This window comes from Metabacillus bambusae (assembly GCF_017497975.1).
Classification (GTDB): domain Bacteria; phylum Bacillota; class Bacilli; order Bacillales; family Bacillaceae; genus Metabacillus; species Metabacillus bambusae.
Map to the genome: position 1 here is coordinate 222,212 of NZ_JAGDEL010000002.1, position 17,564 is coordinate 239,775.

At 35.5% G+C, this 17,564-nt stretch carries 18 protein-coding genes; 5 read left to right on the forward strand and 13 right to left on the reverse strand.

The features are described 5' to 3' along the window. Positions 1-6: 6 nt before the first annotated feature. Positions 7-954 carry an aldo/keto reductase family protein gene (locus I7822_RS03580; protein WP_207975405.1) on the reverse strand — a complete coding sequence of 316 codons (948 nt, stop codon included), beginning with the start codon at positions 952-954 and terminating at the stop codon, positions 7-9. A 214-nt stretch (positions 955-1,168) separates the two neighbouring features. Between I7822_RS03580 and I7822_RS03585 the strand changes: the two genes are divergently transcribed. Beyond that, positions 1,169-1,486: a winged helix-turn-helix transcriptional regulator gene (locus I7822_RS03585; RefSeq protein ID WP_207975406.1), complete on the forward strand. Its 318-nt coding sequence runs from the start codon at positions 1,169-1,171 to the stop codon at positions 1,484-1,486. An 86-nt stretch (positions 1,487-1,572) separates the two neighbouring features. Here I7822_RS03585 and I7822_RS03590 read toward each other — a convergent pair whose 3' ends face one another. The 9 genes from I7822_RS03590 to I7822_RS03630 all read right to left on the reverse strand — a co-directional run bounded on the left by I7822_RS03590 (position 1,573) and on the right by I7822_RS03630 (position 12,271). After that, complete coding sequence (locus I7822_RS03590) at positions 1,573-2,094, reverse strand: cupin domain-containing protein (RefSeq protein ID WP_207975407.1); 522 nt, start codon at positions 2,092-2,094, stop codon at positions 1,573-1,575. A gap of 168 nt (positions 2,095-2,262) precedes the next feature. After that, complete coding sequence (gene trpB / locus I7822_RS03595) at positions 2,263-3,429, reverse strand: tryptophan synthase subunit beta (RefSeq protein ID WP_207975408.1); 1,167 nt, start codon at positions 3,427-3,429, stop codon at positions 2,263-2,265. A 383-nt stretch (positions 3,430-3,812) separates the two neighbouring features. Next, entirely contained in the window at positions 3,813-4,712 is a 900-nt protein-coding gene (locus I7822_RS03600) for a peptidylprolyl isomerase (RefSeq protein WP_207975409.1), read from the reverse strand. Between the two features lie 104 nt (positions 4,713-4,816). Beyond that, a complete protein-coding gene (locus I7822_RS03605; RefSeq protein ID WP_207975410.1) occupies positions 4,817-6,223 on the reverse strand; it encodes a sensor histidine kinase in 1,407 nt (468 codons plus the stop codon). Next, on the reverse strand, positions 6,213-6,923 hold the full coding sequence (locus I7822_RS03610) for a response regulator transcription factor (protein WP_207975411.1): 711 nt from the start codon (positions 6,921-6,923) through the stop codon (positions 6,213-6,215). Before I7822_RS03610 ends, I7822_RS03605 begins: the two co-directional genes overlap by 11 nt. A 456-nt stretch (positions 6,924-7,379) precedes the next feature. Beyond that, entirely contained in the window at positions 7,380-7,577 is a 198-nt protein-coding gene (locus I7822_RS03615) for a cold-shock protein (RefSeq protein ID WP_066330280.1), read from the reverse strand. A gap of 506 nt (positions 7,578-8,083) precedes the next feature. Continuing rightward, entirely contained in the window at positions 8,084-8,374 is a 291-nt protein-coding gene (locus tag I7822_RS03620; protein WP_207975412.1) for an antibiotic biosynthesis monooxygenase family protein, read from the reverse strand. Between the two features lie 306 nt (positions 8,375-8,680). Beyond that, complete coding sequence (locus I7822_RS03625) at positions 8,681-11,806, reverse strand: MMPL family transporter (RefSeq protein ID WP_207975413.1); 3,126 nt, start codon at positions 11,804-11,806, stop codon at positions 8,681-8,683. A 3-nt stretch (positions 11,807-11,809) separates the two neighbouring features. After that, positions 11,810-12,271: a MarR family winged helix-turn-helix transcriptional regulator gene (locus I7822_RS03630; RefSeq protein ID WP_207975414.1), complete on the reverse strand. Its 462-nt coding sequence runs from the start codon at positions 12,269-12,271 to the stop codon at positions 11,810-11,812. 255 nt (positions 12,272-12,526) lie between these two features. On the opposite strand from I7822_RS03630, the gene I7822_RS03635 reads away from it, so the two are divergent. Both I7822_RS03635 and I7822_RS03640 read left to right on the forward strand, forming a co-directional pair. Beyond that, complete coding sequence (locus I7822_RS03635; RefSeq protein ID WP_207975626.1) at positions 12,527-13,321, forward strand: MBL fold metallo-hydrolase; 795 nt, start codon at positions 12,527-12,529, stop codon at positions 13,319-13,321. 215 nt (positions 13,322-13,536) lie between these two features. Then, positions 13,537-14,316 carry a protein-glutamine gamma-glutamyltransferase gene (locus I7822_RS03640; protein WP_207975415.1) on the forward strand — a complete coding sequence of 260 codons (780 nt, stop codon included), beginning with the start codon at positions 13,537-13,539 and terminating at the stop codon, positions 14,314-14,316. A gap of 100 nt (positions 14,317-14,416) precedes the next feature. On the opposite strand, the gene I7822_RS03645 is transcribed toward I7822_RS03640, so the two are convergent. Together I7822_RS03645 and I7822_RS03650 are read right to left on the reverse strand one after the other, a co-directional pair. Then, on the reverse strand, positions 14,417-14,647 hold the full coding sequence (locus tag I7822_RS03645; protein WP_207975416.1) for a DUF2651 family protein: 231 nt from the start codon (positions 14,645-14,647) through the stop codon (positions 14,417-14,419). A gap of 211 nt (positions 14,648-14,858) precedes the next feature. After that, the gene (locus tag I7822_RS03650) at positions 14,859-15,254 is read right to left on the reverse strand and encodes a secondary thiamine-phosphate synthase enzyme YjbQ (protein ID WP_207975417.1); all 396 of its coding nucleotides are present in this window, start codon (positions 15,252-15,254) and stop codon (positions 14,859-14,861) included. Positions 15,255-15,829: 575 nt separating this feature from the next. On the opposite strand from I7822_RS03650, the gene I7822_RS03655 reads away from it, so the two are divergent. Beyond that, on the forward strand, positions 15,830-16,075 hold the full coding sequence (locus I7822_RS03655; RefSeq protein WP_207975418.1) for a protein mistic: 246 nt from the start codon (positions 15,830-15,832) through the stop codon (positions 16,073-16,075). A gap of 6 nt (positions 16,076-16,081) precedes the next feature. Continuing rightward, positions 16,082-17,077, forward strand: a complete 996-nt coding sequence (locus tag I7822_RS03660; protein WP_207975419.1) for a potassium channel family protein — start codon at positions 16,082-16,084, stop codon at positions 17,075-17,077. On the opposite strand, the gene I7822_RS03665 is transcribed toward I7822_RS03660, so the two are convergent. After that, entirely contained in the window at positions 17,067-17,474 is a 408-nt protein-coding gene (locus I7822_RS03665) for a YugN-like family protein (protein ID WP_207975420.1), read from the reverse strand. The genes I7822_RS03660 and I7822_RS03665 overlap by 11 nt on opposite strands. Positions 17,475-17,564 lie beyond the last annotated feature (90 nt).

Genomic DNA, 17,564 nt, shown 5'->3' on the forward strand with positions numbered 1-17,564 from the left:
TCTCCCTTACTGTAAAATCTCTTCTACTTGTGAAATGACATCGCTCGTCAATGTCACACCCACACCTTTAATATTTTCAATTATTTGTTCAGGTTTTGTCGCACCAACTAATGTACTTGCCACACCAGGTTGACGCAAAATCCAAGCAATAGCTAGTTGAGATAAACTAATATCAAGTTCATTCGCAATTCCACCTAATTTTTCAACCTTTAACAGGATTTCATCATTTAAAAATTGACCCATATGCATGTTTGCTTTTGGATCTGTTGCACGACTTCCTTCTGGCGCACGATTGCTTACGCTATATTTCCCAGTTAACACCCCTTGTGCTAAAGGTGAAAAGACAATTTGACTTATTCCATGCTGCTCACTTACTGGTAGTACTTCTTTTTCAATATAGCGATGAAACATATTATAGTTTGATTGATTAACAATAATCCGGTCTAATAGATACTTATCTGATGTACCGATTGCTTCTTGAATTTGTTGTGCCGTCCATTCACTTACACCAGCATATAAAATCTTACCTTGTCGGATCAGATCATCAATCGTTCTTAAGGTTTCATCAACTGGTGTTTCTGGATCATAGCGATGACAATAATAAATATCTACATAATCAGTTTTCAACCGTTTTAAACTTGCATGAAGCTGTTCAATAACATGTTTTCTAGAAAGACCTCGATCATTTGGTCCATCTCCCATTTGTCCGAACACTTTTGTTGCTAGCACATAAGAATCGCGATTATATTTGCTAAGAGCTTCACCGACTACTTTTTCTGATTCACCTCTTGCGTATACATTTGCTGTATCAAATGAATTCACCCCATTTTCGTAAGCGGTTTCAATTGTTTGAATCGCTTTATCCTTTTCAGTAGAAGCCCCAAATGTTAACCAACTCCCTAAGCTTACCTCACTGACCTTTAACCCTGATCTTCCTACACGCCTGTATTTCATGCTCCCATCTCCCTTTTCTAATGATCGAGCAAAAAGCAATTGGTGTTCCCCTATTGATAATGGTTACACTTTTATGTTTCTAACCAACTTATAAATCATTCCTCACTAGAATTATAATTTTTTTGAATAGTGTATACAAGTACTGAAATATTATTGATATAATAAAAATTATGTAATCAACTATAAAATTTATAGTTACTACAAGGAGGATACTATGGAGAAATTGGATGGCATACTAATTGAATGCTCGATCGAAAAAGCACTTGATATTATTGGTGGAAAATGGTCTTTTCTTGTGATTAAAGAGCTTTTTGATGGCACAAGACGTTTCGGAGAATTACAGCGTTCAATTCCCAAAATAAGTCCAAAAGCGCTAACCGATACTCTCCGTCATTTAGAAAATCATGGAGTATTAACACGCGAAACCTTTGCGACAGTCCCAGTTACAGTTGAATATACATTAACCGAAAAGGGGCACTCACTTAATAAGATGTTGAAGGAAATGAAAAAATGGGGAGCACAATGGGGATAAGTTAGCATTTTCCTCTTGCTTTGTATAATTTTAAAAACTATATTGAGTGAACTTTAATTTCTATTTGAAGTTCACTCAGGTTAAGTTCAACCTTTACACTTACCTCCTTTATTTAGCCAATAATCAAAAAGGGGACCTTCATGACCAAATACTGGATCTTGATTAGGTATCAGTACTCCTTCAATTTCTTCTCTATCTTTCTCCTTATTTCGATGCTCAGTTCTCAAATTTGGGCTCATTCCCTCTGGATATGCCCCGACAACTTTAAAATCACTTGAGGAAGAAAGTCGCTTATGTCCTGTTCCAGCAGGTAAAATCACCACATCACCTTTCGCGAGATGGAAGTCCTCTCCAGTTTCACCGCCAATTTTCAGCTCTGCTTCTCCCGCAATGACACCTAAAACCTCATGTGTGTTGCTATGGTAGTGATGATAAGGAAATACCCCATTTGTCCAATTATTTAACCAATTATGATGATTGAAAATCGTTTCTATTTCCGCTATTTTACTACCAAAACAATTTTTATAGATCACTACTGGGAATTTCTGATTATTCGGGATAAGCTTGTTCTGTTTACATGAAATTGTAACGATTTTTAGGTCCTTCATAATTGAGTTTCCCTCTCTTTCTCTAAAAAGCTTATTTCTTCACAAGAGACGAAGTTCTCTAGAAGCTGGAGCTGCTGGATGTAAAAGCGCTTGTCCACAGTACAGGGATTTTATCATTTGCTAGACAAAGAAAAAGGATAACATATGTTACCCCCTTGTAATAGAGTTCTATGCTTGAAGCATTTTATAAACCTGCTCTACGTCTTTATCTCCTCTTCCAGAGAGATTTACAATAATTGAATCTTCACGATCAAGCTCTTTTGCTAGTTTCATAGCATGTGCAATTGCGTGTGAGCTCTCTAATGCAGGGATAATCCCTTCAACTTTAGAAAGAACCTGAAAGGCCTCTAACGCTTCTTGCCCACTTACTGTTACATACTCTGCTCGATTCGTTGTTTTCAGATAGCTATGCTCTGGACCAATTCCGGGATAATCTAATCCTGCTGCAATCGAATAGGTTGGCTTTGGCTCGCCGTTTTCGTCTAAGAGCGTTAAGCATTTAAAACCATGGATCACTGCAGGTGTACCTTTTGTTAAGGATGGAGCCTCAGCAGGTTCAACACCGATTAATCGTACTGATTCCTCGTCGATAAAATGAGCAAAAGCACCAATGGCATTGCTTCCACCACCAGCACATGCAACGACTGCTTTTGGAAGCTTACCTTCTTTTTCTAGTATTTGTTTTTTAGATTCTTCACTAATAATAGATTGGAAGTGCTTAACCATTGTTGGGAATGGATGTGGGCCTACAGCTGATCCTAATAGATAAAAAGTATTTTCATAGTTTACAACGAGATCGTTTAACGCTTCATCAACTGCGTCCTTTAGACGTCCTTGTCCCTTTGCAACGGGAACAACTTTTGCACCTAATAGCTCCATACGAAATACATTCAGTGCTTGTCTTTCGGTATCCAATTTCCCCATATAAATCGTACAATCCATACCACCAACAATTGCACAAGCTGTAGCAGTTGCAACTCCATGCTGGCCAGCCCCAGTCTCTGCAATGATCCGTGTTGCTCCCATACGTTTTGCTAATAAAATCTGTCCAATCGCATTATTAATTTTATGTGCTCCTGTATGGTTTAAATCTTCACGCTTTAAATAGATTTTCGCTCCACCAACTTGCTTTGTTAAGTTCTCTGCAAGAGTAAGTGGATTCTCTCGACCGATATATTCTTTCATATAATAATTAAATTCTTCAATAAATTCTGGATCACTCTTGTACTTTTCAAAGTTCTCATCTAAAACATCTAATACATTCTTTAAGGCCTCAGGTACAAAACTTCCACCAAATTCCCCAAAATAACCTTTTTCCATCGTACTTTTTGTCATGTCTATTCTCCTCTCTATTAACTATAATAGTAAAAATTCAGAATTAATAATCTTTAAATATTATACCATTCTAGCCGAGGACGAGCGGGAAATTAGAAAAAAATTTTTACATTCTAATTTCATATAAGCACCAAAGAAGTAAGCCTAGGAGAACGACATTTATCCATAGTAGCAAATGAATATATACATTGTTTTTTTTCATAGAAACTTCCACCTCTAAAGAATGACTTCTATAGTAAAGACGCAGTGAAGAAGAGATTGTTTCAAAAAAATGTTTTTTCTAGTGATTTTGAAATTTTGAGAATTAATCTAGCTTAAAATGCATTTACAATTTTTAAATATGATAAAAAACGGACCCCATTAGGAGCCCGCTTTTATGTCTATTATTCTTCCTCATTTTCACTTAAATAATTTTTAACTTTATATTCTTCTTTTTTCTCTTCTAACCAGGTTGTATACTCTGTAGCCATTTTTTCATCGAATAAGATGTCTTTGATTTCTTCTTTACTATCATCAAAGTTGGCTTCAGCTGCGTCCTGTTTGTCAGTTACTTTAATGATATGATAACCATGTTCTGTTTTAACTGGTTCACTAATTTCGTCAACTTCCATTGAAAATGCTGCTTCTTCAAATTCCGCTACCATACTACCTTCACCAAAGAAACCTAAGTCTCCACCTGATTCAGCTGATCCGGTATCTGTTGAATATTCTTTTGCTAGTTCCGCAAAGTCTTCACCTGCATCTAGCTTTTCTTTTACTTCTTTAGCGGTTGCCTCGTCTGCTACTAATATATGACTAGCTTTAACCTGTTTTGTTTTAGCAAAGGAATCTTTATTCTCATCAAAGTATGTTTTCATTTCTTCATCTGTGATTTTAATACGTGATTCTAATAATTTCTCAATTTGAAGGTTCGTTTTAACATCTTCCTCTACGTCCCCCATTGTTAAACCGCTTGTTGCTAGTTGTTGGTTAAACGTTTCTTCTCCACCATAGGAAGCAATTAACTCTTGAAGCTCTGCATCTATGTCTTTTTCAGATACTGAAACCTTTTCTTTTTCTACCTCTTGCTCAATTACGTTTTTGGTAATAAGAGTATCTAGGGCTGCTTCACCATTTTGCTCGACGAAAAATGTATATAAGTTATCCTTTGTAATAGACTTTTGACCAACCTTTGCAACAACTTCACTTCGAGTTGAAAGAAAAATAAATACTGCAACTGCCACTACTACAAGGGCAGCGAGAATAGCTATTGTTTTTTTACTTGAAAATAATTTCTCTATCATATATTATGTCTCCTCAATCCTATATAGTCTGTCTGATATCATTCTTCTATCTTAACGAATAAATATGAATAAACTATGAACAAAGCATTAAAAATTAGAAAAGTTTAATCATTCTTAATTGGAATCGTAATCGTAAACTTTGTTCCTTTATTTCGCTCACTTGTGAGTTCAATTTTCCCTTCATGCAGCTCTACTAAACGCTTAACAATTGAAAGGCCTAAACCAAATTCACCAAATTGATTACTCGTTCTCGATAGATCAGCCTTATAAAATCTCCGCCAAATTGATTCCACCTCTAATTTGTCCATTCCTATTCCGGTATCCTCAATTTCAATTATCGTCTCTTCATTAGTCTGGCAGCCACGAAGCCAAACTGAGCCTTGATTTGTAAATTGAATACTATTTTTTGTAATATTTATTAAGATTTGGATAAGTCGATCATAGTCAGCGAATACCATACTTTGTTCATCTGCATGAATAATTAAGTCAATATTTTTTGCCTCTGCTTGAAAAAGTAAGTGATCCTTAATCACTTCTAATACCTCTTTAAGCTGAATTCTTTCTTTAATAAGCTTAACTTGATTCGATCGAATTCGTTCATAATCTAGATTCTCATTAACAAGTCGAATTAATCTTTTGGTTTCATGACTAACTAACTGAATCCCTTTTTCTTTTTCATCCTCTTCAATCATATTATTTTTGAGTCCCTCAATCACACCACTTATTGTTGTTAGTGGTGTTCGAAGCTCGTGTGAAACATCGGCTATAAATTGTCTTCGCCGTTTTTCGAGACTATCAATTTCTTCGTTTGAGGATTTTAATTGATCAATCATTTCGTTAAAATCATTTGCCATTTCAGCGATTTCATCAAAGTTAGATGCTGGAATATAGGCATCATAATCACCTTGTGCAATTTTCGAAGTAGCTTTTCTTATTTTTTGAATACGATTCACATGAATGTTTGACAGAATCCAGCTAAGCAAAAATGACACCGATAACGCGATGATCACAGTGTAGAGTAGATATTGATTCATTTCACTGATCATTTCCCGGGAACCACTAATAGGAGAAATGAGTAAAATCCCTCCAATTAGACCGCCCCTACCAATATAGGGTAATGCAACTAGTGAAACTTCTTGGTCAGCCCATTTTATGTTGTGCTTGGTAACCACTTTCTCTCCATTGGTAAGCTTGTTCCAATCTTCTTCTGTTATTCTTGTTCTGGGCGAGTTCGTTGAAATCGGGTAAACAATTCGACCTTGTTGATCAAATATACTAAAAAATATATTTTGCGAGCTCAATACCTGATTGTATTGAGCCAAAACGAACTCCTGTCCTGTCTGTTCAAATTCAGCTAAAATATTCTCACCATAAGAGGTTAATTCATTTACTTTGTTCTCATACACTAAATTTTCGACATAGTGGGCGAACAACAGGCTTAAAATAATAAAAGCTATGATGAGAATACTTATATGACTGATAAATAACTGATAAATGTATTTAATTCTCATTTGCTTCTACTGCTTCATCAAATTTATAGCCTACTCCCCAAACTGTATGAAAGAATGGATGTGTCGGTGTTTCGATTTTTTTTCTTAATCGTTTAATATGAACATCTACTGTACGTTCATCACCATAAAATTGATAGCCCCAAACTCGTTCTAACAGCTGTTCCCGGGTAAATACTTGACGAGGATTTTTCACAAAGTAATAGAGGAGATCAAACTCTTTTGGAGTAAGGTTTGTTATCTTTCTATCTTGTAAATATACCTCTCTAGTCGTTTTACTAATTTTAAAATTTTCAGTTTGCAATAGATCAGAAATACTTGACTGTTGATCAATTTCTGCAATCTGATAGCGACGAGTTACTGCTTTTATCCTTGCCATTAAGGCTAATGGACTAAATGGCTTAGTCACATAATCATCTGCTCCCATTTCTAGCCCTAATACTTGATCAGACTCACTATCCTTTGCTGTAAGCATAATAATTGGAATTGAGCTTTTTTCTTCTCTAATCTTTCGACAAAGTGACACACCATCCATCCCAGGAAGCATCCAGTCGAGGATCAATAAATCCCACTCATTCCCTTTAAAACGCTCATACCCTTCCAAACCATTATGTACAAATTCACCTGTTATTCCTTCCTTCGAAAAAAACATCTCAAGCATAGAACAAACACTTGGATTATCTTCAATGACAAGTACTTTCATTTTCCACCTACCAGTTGTGTAAAAGCTTTTTCTTTTTATCAATTTTAACGTTTTCTTACTCAACACACAAATAAAACCAGTCTAATCAACTATTACAAAAGATGTTAGTTCTTGTCCTCGCCAAATACCTCAATTCTTTGTAATGGTTCTCTTTCAGCAACCTACATTTCAATTATCTTTCTCTCTATGTGACTATTTCACTGCTAGTTTACCAATTAAAGAATGATAGAACAAAAGCGCAAGCGCCTTGAACAGCCTCGGGCAAATAAGACGCTTAAGAATAGAAGGTGTTCTTTACCTTCAATTCTTAAGTGGCTGTAGACCCAAGAGGGGCTAGGCGCTGGAGCTGGATGCCAAGCACTTATCCACAGTACAAGAATTTTATAATTTCCTAGATAATAAAAAAAGACCCCAAAATAGGGGTCTTTTATAAGAGCTGCTTATGCAGCGTTATACTTATTTTTGTACGTTAGCAGCTTGTGGTCCACGAGCTCCTTGCTCAACTTCAAAAGTAACTGTTTGGCCTTCTTCTAAAGTTTTGAAACCTTCGCCTTGGATTGCAGAGAAGTGTACGAATACATCGTCTTGTCCTTCTACTTCAATAAATCCGAAACCTTTTTCTGAATTAAACCATTTAACTTTACCTTCTAACATTGTTTTTCCTCCTGTGTGGAAAATCTAGTCCACATTGTATTACTATTCTTGCTAGACAACGACCTTTTTAAGAGGAATCTTTTAAAGCAATTTCCATCTTTCATCCTTATCCGAACAAAAATAATTAAAACCATTTTAGCACTTTTTTTCTTTAAAATCAAGAAAACCATAGAAAACTTTGAAAATCTTTACATGTTTTTTTCAATAAAAATTTATTAAGTAATAAGGATAAGGAGGTCTATGAAAATAGCACTTATAATATTCAGAGTGGTCATTCGTCATAAAAAAAGGCTGTTTTCGCAAACTTTGTTACTATTTACCATTAATGCGGTGTGGTTGATTGCAGCGAGAGTTGCTCGCTTTCCGCGGGGCGGGCGGTGAGCCCCCTAGGCGTAAACGCCTGCATGAGTCTCACCTGTCCCGCTGCTCCCGCAGGAGTCTCGCAATCCGTTCCAATCAACCTGAAATAGTTTTTGTGTTAGAGCCTAAAAAAACATCATCAATTATCATGTGATACTTTCAAAATGCTCAACAATTGGGAAAGGCTCATAAAAGTGGTGTAATAATTGTTTCCATTTTTGATATTCAGAAGATTGCCTAAACCCAATTGTATGATCCTCTAGTTTTTCCCATTTTACTAGCAAAATATATTTCCCCTGAACTTCCAAGCAACGTTGAAGATCATGTAAGATATATCCACTCATACTCGAAAGAATCTTTGAAGCTTCCTTAAATACCTGTTCAAATTCCTTTTCTTTACCTGATATTACGTTTAACATGGCTACTTCTAATATCATTTTATCTCCTCCACCTTCAATTTAATTCTATTTTCTGACAATAATAGAAATGAATCATACCTCTTTTTATTTTTTTATGCACGAACAAATGCGTAAGCGCCTTAATCAGCCCGACAAGCATAAGATGATTTAGAATAGAAGGCGCTCTTTGCCTTCAATTCTAAATTAGCTTATGACCTCGAGGGGCTAGGCGCTGGAGATGGATGTCGTGCGCTTATCCACAGTTCGAGAATTTTATTATTTCCTGGACGATAAAAAAAGCAGCCGATTTCAACTAGAAATCAACTACTTTGTTCATTTTAAAGCTTATACTCGCTTAAACGGCCACCAGTTTGCAGCACCAAAGTTTTTCACCATGACTGGTACAAAAAGTGGTAATACAATAAATGCGTATAACAACAATCCGGTAAGGATAATCGATGCGATTTGAATGAGTGATAGCATGCCTGATGGAATCATTGCAGCAAATGTACCACCTAATATAACCACCGCTGAAATAATGACTGTTCCCATTTTTTTCATTGCTAAAAGCATCGCTTCTTCTACTGATATGTCTTTATATTCATTAAATCGGTCCATTAAGAAAATACTATAATCTACACCTAGAGCAACAAGAATGACAAAACCAAAGAATGGAACTGCCCAGCTAATCCCGGTATACCCTAAAATATTCACAAATATCACTTCATTGATTCCAAGTGCTGTATAATACGTTAAAATCAATGATCCTATCAAATAAAGCGGCATAATAATCGATCTGAACAAAAATACAAGAATAATAGAAATACCGACAAGCATTAAAATAACTGTACGTGTATAGTCATTATTAGACATCGTATTTAAATCAGCATTAATACTAGTAATTCCCCCAATGGCAACTTTGGCATTTTCAAGCTTTGTACCCTTTGTTGCACGTTCAATTGCAGCATTAATTTCGTCAATTTGGTTGATTGCTTCGTTTGAATAAGGGTTCGCTCCAAAGATAACATCTAATGTCATCACTTTTCGGTCATTTGATAAATATGTGTCAAGTGCTTGCTCGAAGTCTTCACTTTCTAATACATCTTCTGGTAAGTAAAAGCCTGATGATTCTGACGTTTTTGATAAATCAGTTAGGTAGTCTTGAGCAGAACCGAGTCCATCTGATACTTGGTTTAACCCATCAACACTTTGACCTAAGCCATCTGTTAATTGATTCATTTGACCATCAAGGTCACCAAAACCATCTAATAGCTGTTTTTGACCATTTGTTACACCTGACAGACCATCAGATATTTTAGGTATATTGCTTACAACTTGACCTTGACCGTTTGCTAATTGTTCTAGGCCTTCTTGCTGCTGTTCAATTCCCTCAATAAGTAAAGATAATCCCTCAGAGAACTGTCTTTGACCTTCAACAAGTTCAGTAAAATTACTATTCGCCAGGTTTACACCTTCGCTAACCTTGTTTAATTCAGTATTTAATCTGCTAATCCCGTCTGCTAATGTAGGTAACTGAGTTTTAGCTACTTCCTGTACAGTTCCTTTAATTTTCCCATAATTAGGATCCGTCTTCAGACCTGGATATACATTATTATTTTCAAGAGCTGTAAAGTCAGAGTTTAATTGAGTAAGAGCTCCTGAAATTCCTATAATCCCTTGACTTACCTCTTGATATTTTTCATGGAGAGTTCCGATTCCACCCTCCACTTCTTGATATCCAGTAAGTAATTGACTGCTTCCAGCCTGAAGTTCTTCAGCCCCTGCCTTTGCTTCAGCTAAGCCCTTCTTAATTTCATCTGAACCTTGAGATCCTTGGCGAATTCCATCCTCAATTTTTGCTAGGTTTGCCTGTATTTCAGATATCCCAGAATGTATTTCTGTCGTTCCAGAAATTAAATCATTAATGCCATCTGTTGCATCTTTAAGCTGTGGTGAGGATTTAGAAAGCTCACTTTCTGCTTCTGCTAACCCTTCACTAATTTGAGTGATACCATCATTTCCTTCTCCAAGTCCTTCTTCAAGAGTTTTTGCTTGTGTTGCTACATAAAAATCTTCGATCATTTCACCAGTAGGTCGTGTGACAGAGCGAACTGAGTCTACCAAATCTACTGTTTCAAGCTCTTTACTAATTTTTTCAGCAAGACCAATGTATTCGGTTGAATCCATTTTTTCATCATTTTTCAAAACAATTTGCGTTGACATCGATTCCCCTGGACCAAAGCTATCTGCAATGGCATTGAAGGCTTTAATTGAGTTTACATCACCGCTAATTTCCTCTAATGAGTTATAGGATAATTCACCATCATATAGTAACAAAAACGGGACAGATACCACCGCAACGATAGCTAGCGCAATAAGTGGACGTGCTAATGAAAAGCGGCCAACTACACCCCATAATTTACTATCCTTATGTTCAAGTGTCCCTTTTGAAGGCCAGAAAATTTTATTACCTAGTATTGCCATAAAAAATGGTACAACCGTAAATAAAGCGATAAGTAATACAGCAACACCTACTGCTACTGCAGATGCAGATTGATAGAGCTTAAATTGGGAAAATCCGATTGCAGCAAATCCAATCATAACAGCTAACCCACTAAAGAATACCGTACGCCCTGCATTGCGATATGTTTCAACAATCGCTTCTGTCACACTTTCACGATGTGCCAATTCTTCTTTAAATCGACTTAAAAGCAGAATACAGTAGTCTGTGCCGATTCCAAATAAAACAGCGACTAAGAAAATTTGTGTGAAATTTGAGATTGGAAAGTTCACTTTATCAACTAATATCGCAACTATTGATTGTGATGCTAAATACGTAATTCCAACAGTAATGAGTGGAATAAGTGGAGCAATCGCTGATCTAAACACGAGTAAGAGAACAGCTAAAATGAAAACAACAGTGATTCCTTCTGTTTTCTTTAAGCCTTCCTGAGAACTTGTCATTACATCTTCATCAATCATCCAGCCACTTGTATAATAATGATCAACTTTTACATCTTTAATTGTTTCGTAAAGCAATTCAGATACTTCCTTCACTTCACGATCATTCCAACTTACCGAAACAGACGCTAAAATTGTCTTACCGTCCTCTGAAACCAACTGTTCCTTTAAGCTTTCCTTATTAAAATGAGTTAATATATCTGTAACACCAAGCTCTTTGCTGTCTTCGAGTAAGTGAATCGCTTTTTCAGCCTCTTTTATTTCTTCGTCTGTTAGCTTATATTCATTATGAAAAACAAGAGCAACCTGTGTTTCACCTTTAACATTTTCTTGTTTTTGAACATCATCAAGAATTTCACTAGCTAAAGATGAAGAATATCCATCTGGTACACTGACCTGTCCTTTATCTCGTACAAGTTCTGCCATTTTAGGTGCAGCTAAAAATAACCCTACGACTACAGCAACCCATGCAAGAATAACAAACCACTTTCCATTAATGATTTTGTTCACAACTTATTCCTCCATTTTACAGTCTTTACGTTGATCTAATAGCGTATTTAGCTTTTCATATGTCTCAATAAATGACACAATTTCACTTTCTTCAAAGCTAGTGATGATCGATTCTACTAATTTTTTAATTTTTTCTTCAGTTTTTGTGTATATATCATTTCCTTTTTCAGTTAACGTTAAGTAAATAACACGGCGATCACTTTCATCACGAGTTCGTTTAATTAACTCCTTTTCAGTTAATCGATTTATGATCGCAGTAATCGCACTTTTCTTCACCTCAAAGGCTTCTGAAAGCTCTGTAGAAGTGCATGTACCTGCAAGATGAATATAACGTAATGTATAATGCTGATCATTTGTAATATAGTCACCAATACTGTCTTTAATCATATTTTCACCTTTTTTTGTAACTGAAAAGGAAACAGCAAGGTAACGATTAATCAATTCTTCGATTTGTTTTTCCTCCATGAAAGGAGCCACCCTTCTATTAGTTAAATAATTTAACTATTCATGTGTTTAACTATAAAATGATCGTCATTTCCTGTCAAGAACAAAAGCTCAGGGCGCTGGAGCTGGACACCTACAGCTTATCCCTTGTTCTGGAATTTAAAAAATCAATAAAAATTACAAAAGACTGAAGCCTTGGCTATATATCATACTTTTGCCTATTTTAAGAAATACTATTAGAGAATAAAACTACATGGAGGTATATAAGTGGAAAAAATGCCATTAACCTCAGTTACGAGCGGGTTGGGAATTGAGCTTCTACCAGATCTCTTTTGTTTGTCTGTTCAAATTGTAAATGTTTGCTTTATTGGAAATCCACGAGAAACGAATGAATTTACTTTAATAGATGCTGGAATGCCAGGGTCATATGAGTTTATTATGGAAGAGGCTGAGAAAAGATTTGGCGCGGATTGCAAGTTAAATAGCATTATCCTAACTCACGGTCACTTTGACCATGTAGGTGCTTTACATGAATTGATTAAAAAATGGGATGTACCTGTTTATGCCCATCCTTTAGAAGAACCATATTTAACAGGAAAAAATGATTATCCACCTCCAAACCCTGAAGTTGATGGGCTTGTTGCTAAAATGTCACCGATGTTCCCTAGGCACAGTATTGATATTAAATCTAACCTTAAACTATTAAGTGACGATGGAGTAATTCCAAATTTACCTGAATGGCACTATATCCATACGCCTGGGCATACACCTGGACATATTTCACTTTTTAGAGACCGAGACAATGTTTTAATTGTTGGAGATGCTTTTACAACTGTTGAACAGGAATCTTTATATGATGTGATCACACAGAAACAAGAAATGCACGGTCCACCAGCATACTTTACAACAGATTGGCAGGCTGCCAGGAACTCCGTCAAAAAATTAGATGCATTAAAGCCCACGATAGCTATTTCAGGACACGGGCTCCCGATGGCTGATGATGAATTGAGAATAGAACTTGAAAGGCTTGCAGCTAATTTTGAAAATGAAATACCTGAAAATAGAAAATAGTGTAGATCAAAAGCGAAAACGTATAGACTCTAGAGGAGATTGGCAATTATGCTGGATGTAGTATGGTAATCCATAGTATAAGAGTTTTTCAACTCGCATCACCTTTAAATGTTTTAGCTCATTAGAACTTTTTTAAAAGAAATTTTCATAAATATCTCTATCCTCCACTAATAGACCATACACTTTAATATGACTAACATTAAAGGTGGGGGAATATGATCTTTATCGGTAACAACTTGGTTAGTGGCAATCAATTGAAATCCACCACATTGACTGCTGAAGAAAATGAAATCATTGATCGTATGAGTCAATATCAGGAAAGGTATTTATTCTTAAATGATGATCACTTTCAGTTTGTTCTTCATCTTCGTTCAGCCATCATTCATGCATCAAGAAGTTTATTTACTAGCAAAGCAAAGTTTACTACCTTTGAAACTTCACATTGTAATGAGCGGTTTTGGAGATTAACAAATCAAGGTGGTTTTAAGCTTAAAGAAGGCATACGACCATCTGATGCCATAAATGATATATTTCAAAATGGGGTTCTGTATGGGTTTGAATGTGCGACCGCAATGGTGATTATTTATTATAAGGCTGTACTAGACTCAATCAATTTTGCACAATTCAATCGTATTTATCTAGGCATGTATTTACGTGATTGGCAATCAGATGACGATCTTCCAATCTACACGAGAAGAGGAAATGATTACTTACCTGGTGATTGTCTGTATTTTAATAATCCACAGTTTAATCCCAAAACTCCACAATGGCGGGGAACAAATGCAATGGATTTGGGGAATAAGCTTTTCTTCGCACATGGAATAGGCATTAAAACAGCGGAAGGCATCCTTGAGGCTTTGAATAAGCGAAGAAATCCACATGCGACAGAGTTTGCCTATCTCTTATCACAAGTCACTCGATTAGACGACTACTATTTGTATCAGTTCGCTAAAGGAGCTCATAAACGCAGCAATACTCCTATTTTATTTCAGTAGGGAAATAGTAGGAAAGATTGGTCATCACTCGTTTTATGAATAACCTTAGGGTATTATTAACAAAACACAGCCATTTTTCCTACGGCTGTGTTTTATCTTCCTATTTTCTACATTTAATAAAGGCTATGATCACTGTCACAATAACCGAAAGAAACGTATACACAATTACCCAAATAAAAAATGATTCATTAAAAAACAGAAGCATTAAGAATGAGGATAAAACAAAAATTAAAGCTGGTGTAACATAGATTTTTTTAGTTAATACGTAACCAACAATTGACATTATTAACACAATTGCTGGAAAGATGAAAAGAATAAGCATAAATTCCATATGTCACCTCATACTACACTTCTAATTTACCTCATTTTAACACAAAGCGTGTCTTATCACGCTTAAAACGTCACGCCCTGTGGCTTCGCCAGACCCAAACATCATGTTCTTCGTCGCGGATTTGTTCGAGTAGTTATCCTTCACAATCCTCAAAACCTCACTAGAATCCTGAGATTAGTGGTTTCACGATCCGTTCTGAATAAGATAAAGATTAGGAATATTTTATGTAAAAGGTTCTTTGTCGCGGACCATCAAATTCACAAAAGTAAATACCTTGCCATGTTCCTAAAAGCAATCGTCCCTTTGTAATGATAACTGTTTGTGAGGCACCCACAGTGCTCGCTTTCATATGTGCTGCCGTGTTTCCTTCAGCATGCATGTCCTTCACTACATTCCATGGATATATTTCATCAAAGCGTCTCATCATATCACTTTTTACATCAGGATCAGCATTTTCATTGATTGTGATACCAGCAGTTGTATGGGGACAGTAAATTAATATGGTTCCTTCTTGTATCCCGAGCTCATTTACAAATGCTTGGACCATCTTTGTTACATCAATCATTTCATCACGCATACTAGTTTGAATTGTTAGTTGTTTTAGCATTTCAAGAAACACCCTTCTTTTAGAATATAATTATCTTAAGTATATATTGATGAATGTTAGATGTTAAATGATATACGATCAGAAGGCTATTCGTTGGACCTGCCTTTTAATATTATTACTGTCCCTAAATTCGAATGTAGAAAACGAAATAAATTCTTTATGTGGAATACGTTCTTGTTTTCTAGCCACACTTCAAGCTGTCTTCTTACATTTTTCACCAACGTTTGTAAATATTTATTCATGAGTATCTCCAAATATTTGCTGATTTTATCTTTATATTACTACTTTGTTTATTTTGTGTATTAATTTTATTTGCTGAATAACAAGAAATAAATCTATATAGTGACAAAATCCTCATTTTTACCCATCAGAGAAACTTTAACAAAACAATTTCCTCTTTAGTTCCTTTATAATAATTTGATCCATTTCATTAATTCTAGCATCGTATTATTTACCATTAAGTTTAGAGTTTTTTCGCAAGGTATTAAAAGGAAGTGTACATACTAAATAGTGTATATTTCTTAAATTATATTTTTTAGATCAAGGGTATCGTGTTAGTAGAAAGTGGTGATCAATTGAAGGTAAATGAAGAAGAAAAGAAGCTACTAAGTGAAGCAATTGATAAAATGAATGAGGGTTTGGATGCTTTTATAGGATTTTACAATGATTCTGAAGAGGATAAGGGCTTAATTGAGTTCACTGAAGAAACAATTGAAATCATTGAGCATGCAATTGAAGCTTATGGAAAAGAAGAGGTCACAACGAAAATAAACACGATTATTAGAGAAGTTTTATCATTTTTACCTAATAAGAAGGGATGATTGTGTATGGCTAAGTCAAATAAAATGATGATCCAATGGTTACGATGGCCGATTCATTATCGAATTACAATAGTCGTTCTTCTTATTATTCTTGTTTTTGGAGAACTGATTTCTTTAGTGGAACCGAGGGAATTCCCGACAATCTTTGATGGGATATGGTGGGCTGTTGTTACTGTTTCAACTGTTGGATTTGGCGATTATGTTCCGAAAACCCATCTAGGTAAAGGAATTGCTATGATAATGATACTAGCAGGCGCGAGTTTTGTTACAGCTTATTTTGCAACAATTTCTGCAGCAGCAATTAAAAGGCAAAATTCATATACAGAAGGAGCTGTTCCGTTTAAAGGCAATAATCACGTTGTCATAATTGGATGGAATGAAAAAGCGAATGAAATGATCGAATCCCTCTATTCGGTTAAACCATATAAACAAATTGTCTTAATTGATGAATCTTTAAAGGAATCCCCTCTAATTGAAAATGTTCACTTTATAAAAGGGAATCCGTCTGATGATCAAACTTTACTGAAGGCAAATATTTTAGAAGCTGATGCTGCGATCATCACAGCAGATCAATACAAAAATGAGCATGAGGCTGACATGTATTCAATCTTAGTTTTATTAACTTTAAAAGGAATGAATCCTAATCTATATTGTGTCATTGAGATTTTAACTGAGCTACAAACCAAAAATGCAGATAGGGCTGGAGCAGATGAAATTATTAAATCTTATAAGCTCACAAGTCATTTTATTATGAGCAGTTACTTAGCTAAAAATGGGTTGTCAAAATTTTATTCAGAGCTTAATCCTGCTAGTGGAAATCTATTTAAAGTTCTCCCTGTAACAGAAAATCTTATTGGAAAAACGTTCAAGGAAGCTAGTCATGAGCTCTTAGAAAATGAATCAATATTAATTGGAATTAAAAGAGGAGAGGAAACGAAAGTTAATCCGCCCCTCTCCTATGAAATACTTGAGTTAGATGCATTAATTATTTTTACTCATTAAGCAAGCTGCCTTCTAATTCTTGTACAAGCTCCTTCCCGATCTCAATATATTTTTCAGGGAAGGTAGCATCCTTATCTTGTGGCTCCTGAAACTGATTAATTGAGGCACTGAAATTTCCAATCGTAGCATGATCATCTAATCCAATTTGATATTTATGCGATAAAAGAAACGGTGTACCTATTTGAACCATCGTATTTGGTGAATCAAGCTGCCCATCTGTTGCTTCAAAGGGAACTCTTAAATATTGATAGCCTACTTCTGACGCAATTTTATAATCAAAGTACCCATGGTCATACTCCCAATTCCCACCTATCGAGTATCCTAACGTTTTCAATTTTTGCTCAAGATCATATAATTCAATCGTTTGGCCATCGATCTTTGACGGAATTTCAATCACTTGGAAAACCCCCTTTTTCTTTAGATTTTCCTAAGAATCAAAAAACATTCTACTATGAATTTGGTTTAATGGAGTGGGAAAATTGAAGGT

Excerpts from the sequence above, each read along its gene's own strand:
- I7822_RS03580 (WP_207975405.1), bottom strand. The coding sequence starts at position 954 with ATGAAATACAGGCGTGTAGGAAGATCAGGGTTAAAGGTCAGTGAGGTA.
- I7822_RS03585 (WP_207975406.1), top strand. The coding sequence starts at position 1,169 with ATGGAGAAATTGGATGGCATACTAATTGAATGCTCGATCGAAAAAGCA.
- I7822_RS03590 (WP_207975407.1), bottom strand. The coding sequence starts at position 2,094 with ATGAAGGACCTAAAAATCGTTACAATTTCATGTAAACAGAACAAGCTT.
- trpB (WP_207975408.1), bottom strand. The coding sequence starts at position 3,429 with ATGACAAAAAGTACGATGGAAAAAGGTTATTTTGGGGAATTTGGTGGA.
- I7822_RS03600 (WP_207975409.1), bottom strand. The coding sequence starts at position 4,712 with ATGATAGAGAAATTATTTTCAAGTAAAAAAACAATAGCTATTCTCGCT.
- I7822_RS03605 (WP_207975410.1), bottom strand. The coding sequence starts at position 6,223 with ATGAGAATTAAATACATTTATCAGTTATTTATCAGTCATATAAGTATT.
- I7822_RS03610 (WP_207975411.1), bottom strand. The coding sequence starts at position 6,923 with ATGAAAGTACTTGTCATTGAAGATAATCCAAGTGTTTGTTCTATGCTT.
- I7822_RS03615 (WP_066330280.1), bottom strand. The coding sequence starts at position 7,577 with ATGTTAGAAGGTAAAGTTAAATGGTTTAATTCAGAAAAAGGTTTCGGA.
- I7822_RS03620 (WP_207975412.1), bottom strand. The coding sequence starts at position 8,374 with ATGATATTAGAAGTAGCCATGTTAAACGTAATATCAGGTAAAGAAAAG.
- I7822_RS03630 (WP_207975414.1), bottom strand. The coding sequence starts at position 12,271 with ATGGAGGAAAAACAAATCGAAGAATTGATTAATCGTTACCTTGCTGTT.
- I7822_RS03635 (WP_207975626.1), top strand. The coding sequence starts at position 12,527 with ATGCCATTAACCTCAGTTACGAGCGGGTTGGGAATTGAGCTTCTACCA.
- I7822_RS03640 (WP_207975415.1), top strand. The coding sequence starts at position 13,537 with ATGATCTTTATCGGTAACAACTTGGTTAGTGGCAATCAATTGAAATCC.
- I7822_RS03645 (WP_207975416.1), bottom strand. The coding sequence starts at position 14,647 with ATGGAATTTATGCTTATTCTTTTCATCTTTCCAGCAATTGTGTTAATA.
- I7822_RS03650 (WP_207975417.1), bottom strand. The coding sequence starts at position 15,254 with ATGCTAAAACAACTAACAATTCAAACTAGTATGCGTGATGAAATGATT.
- I7822_RS03660 (WP_207975419.1), top strand. The coding sequence starts at position 16,082 with ATGGCTAAGTCAAATAAAATGATGATCCAATGGTTACGATGGCCGATT.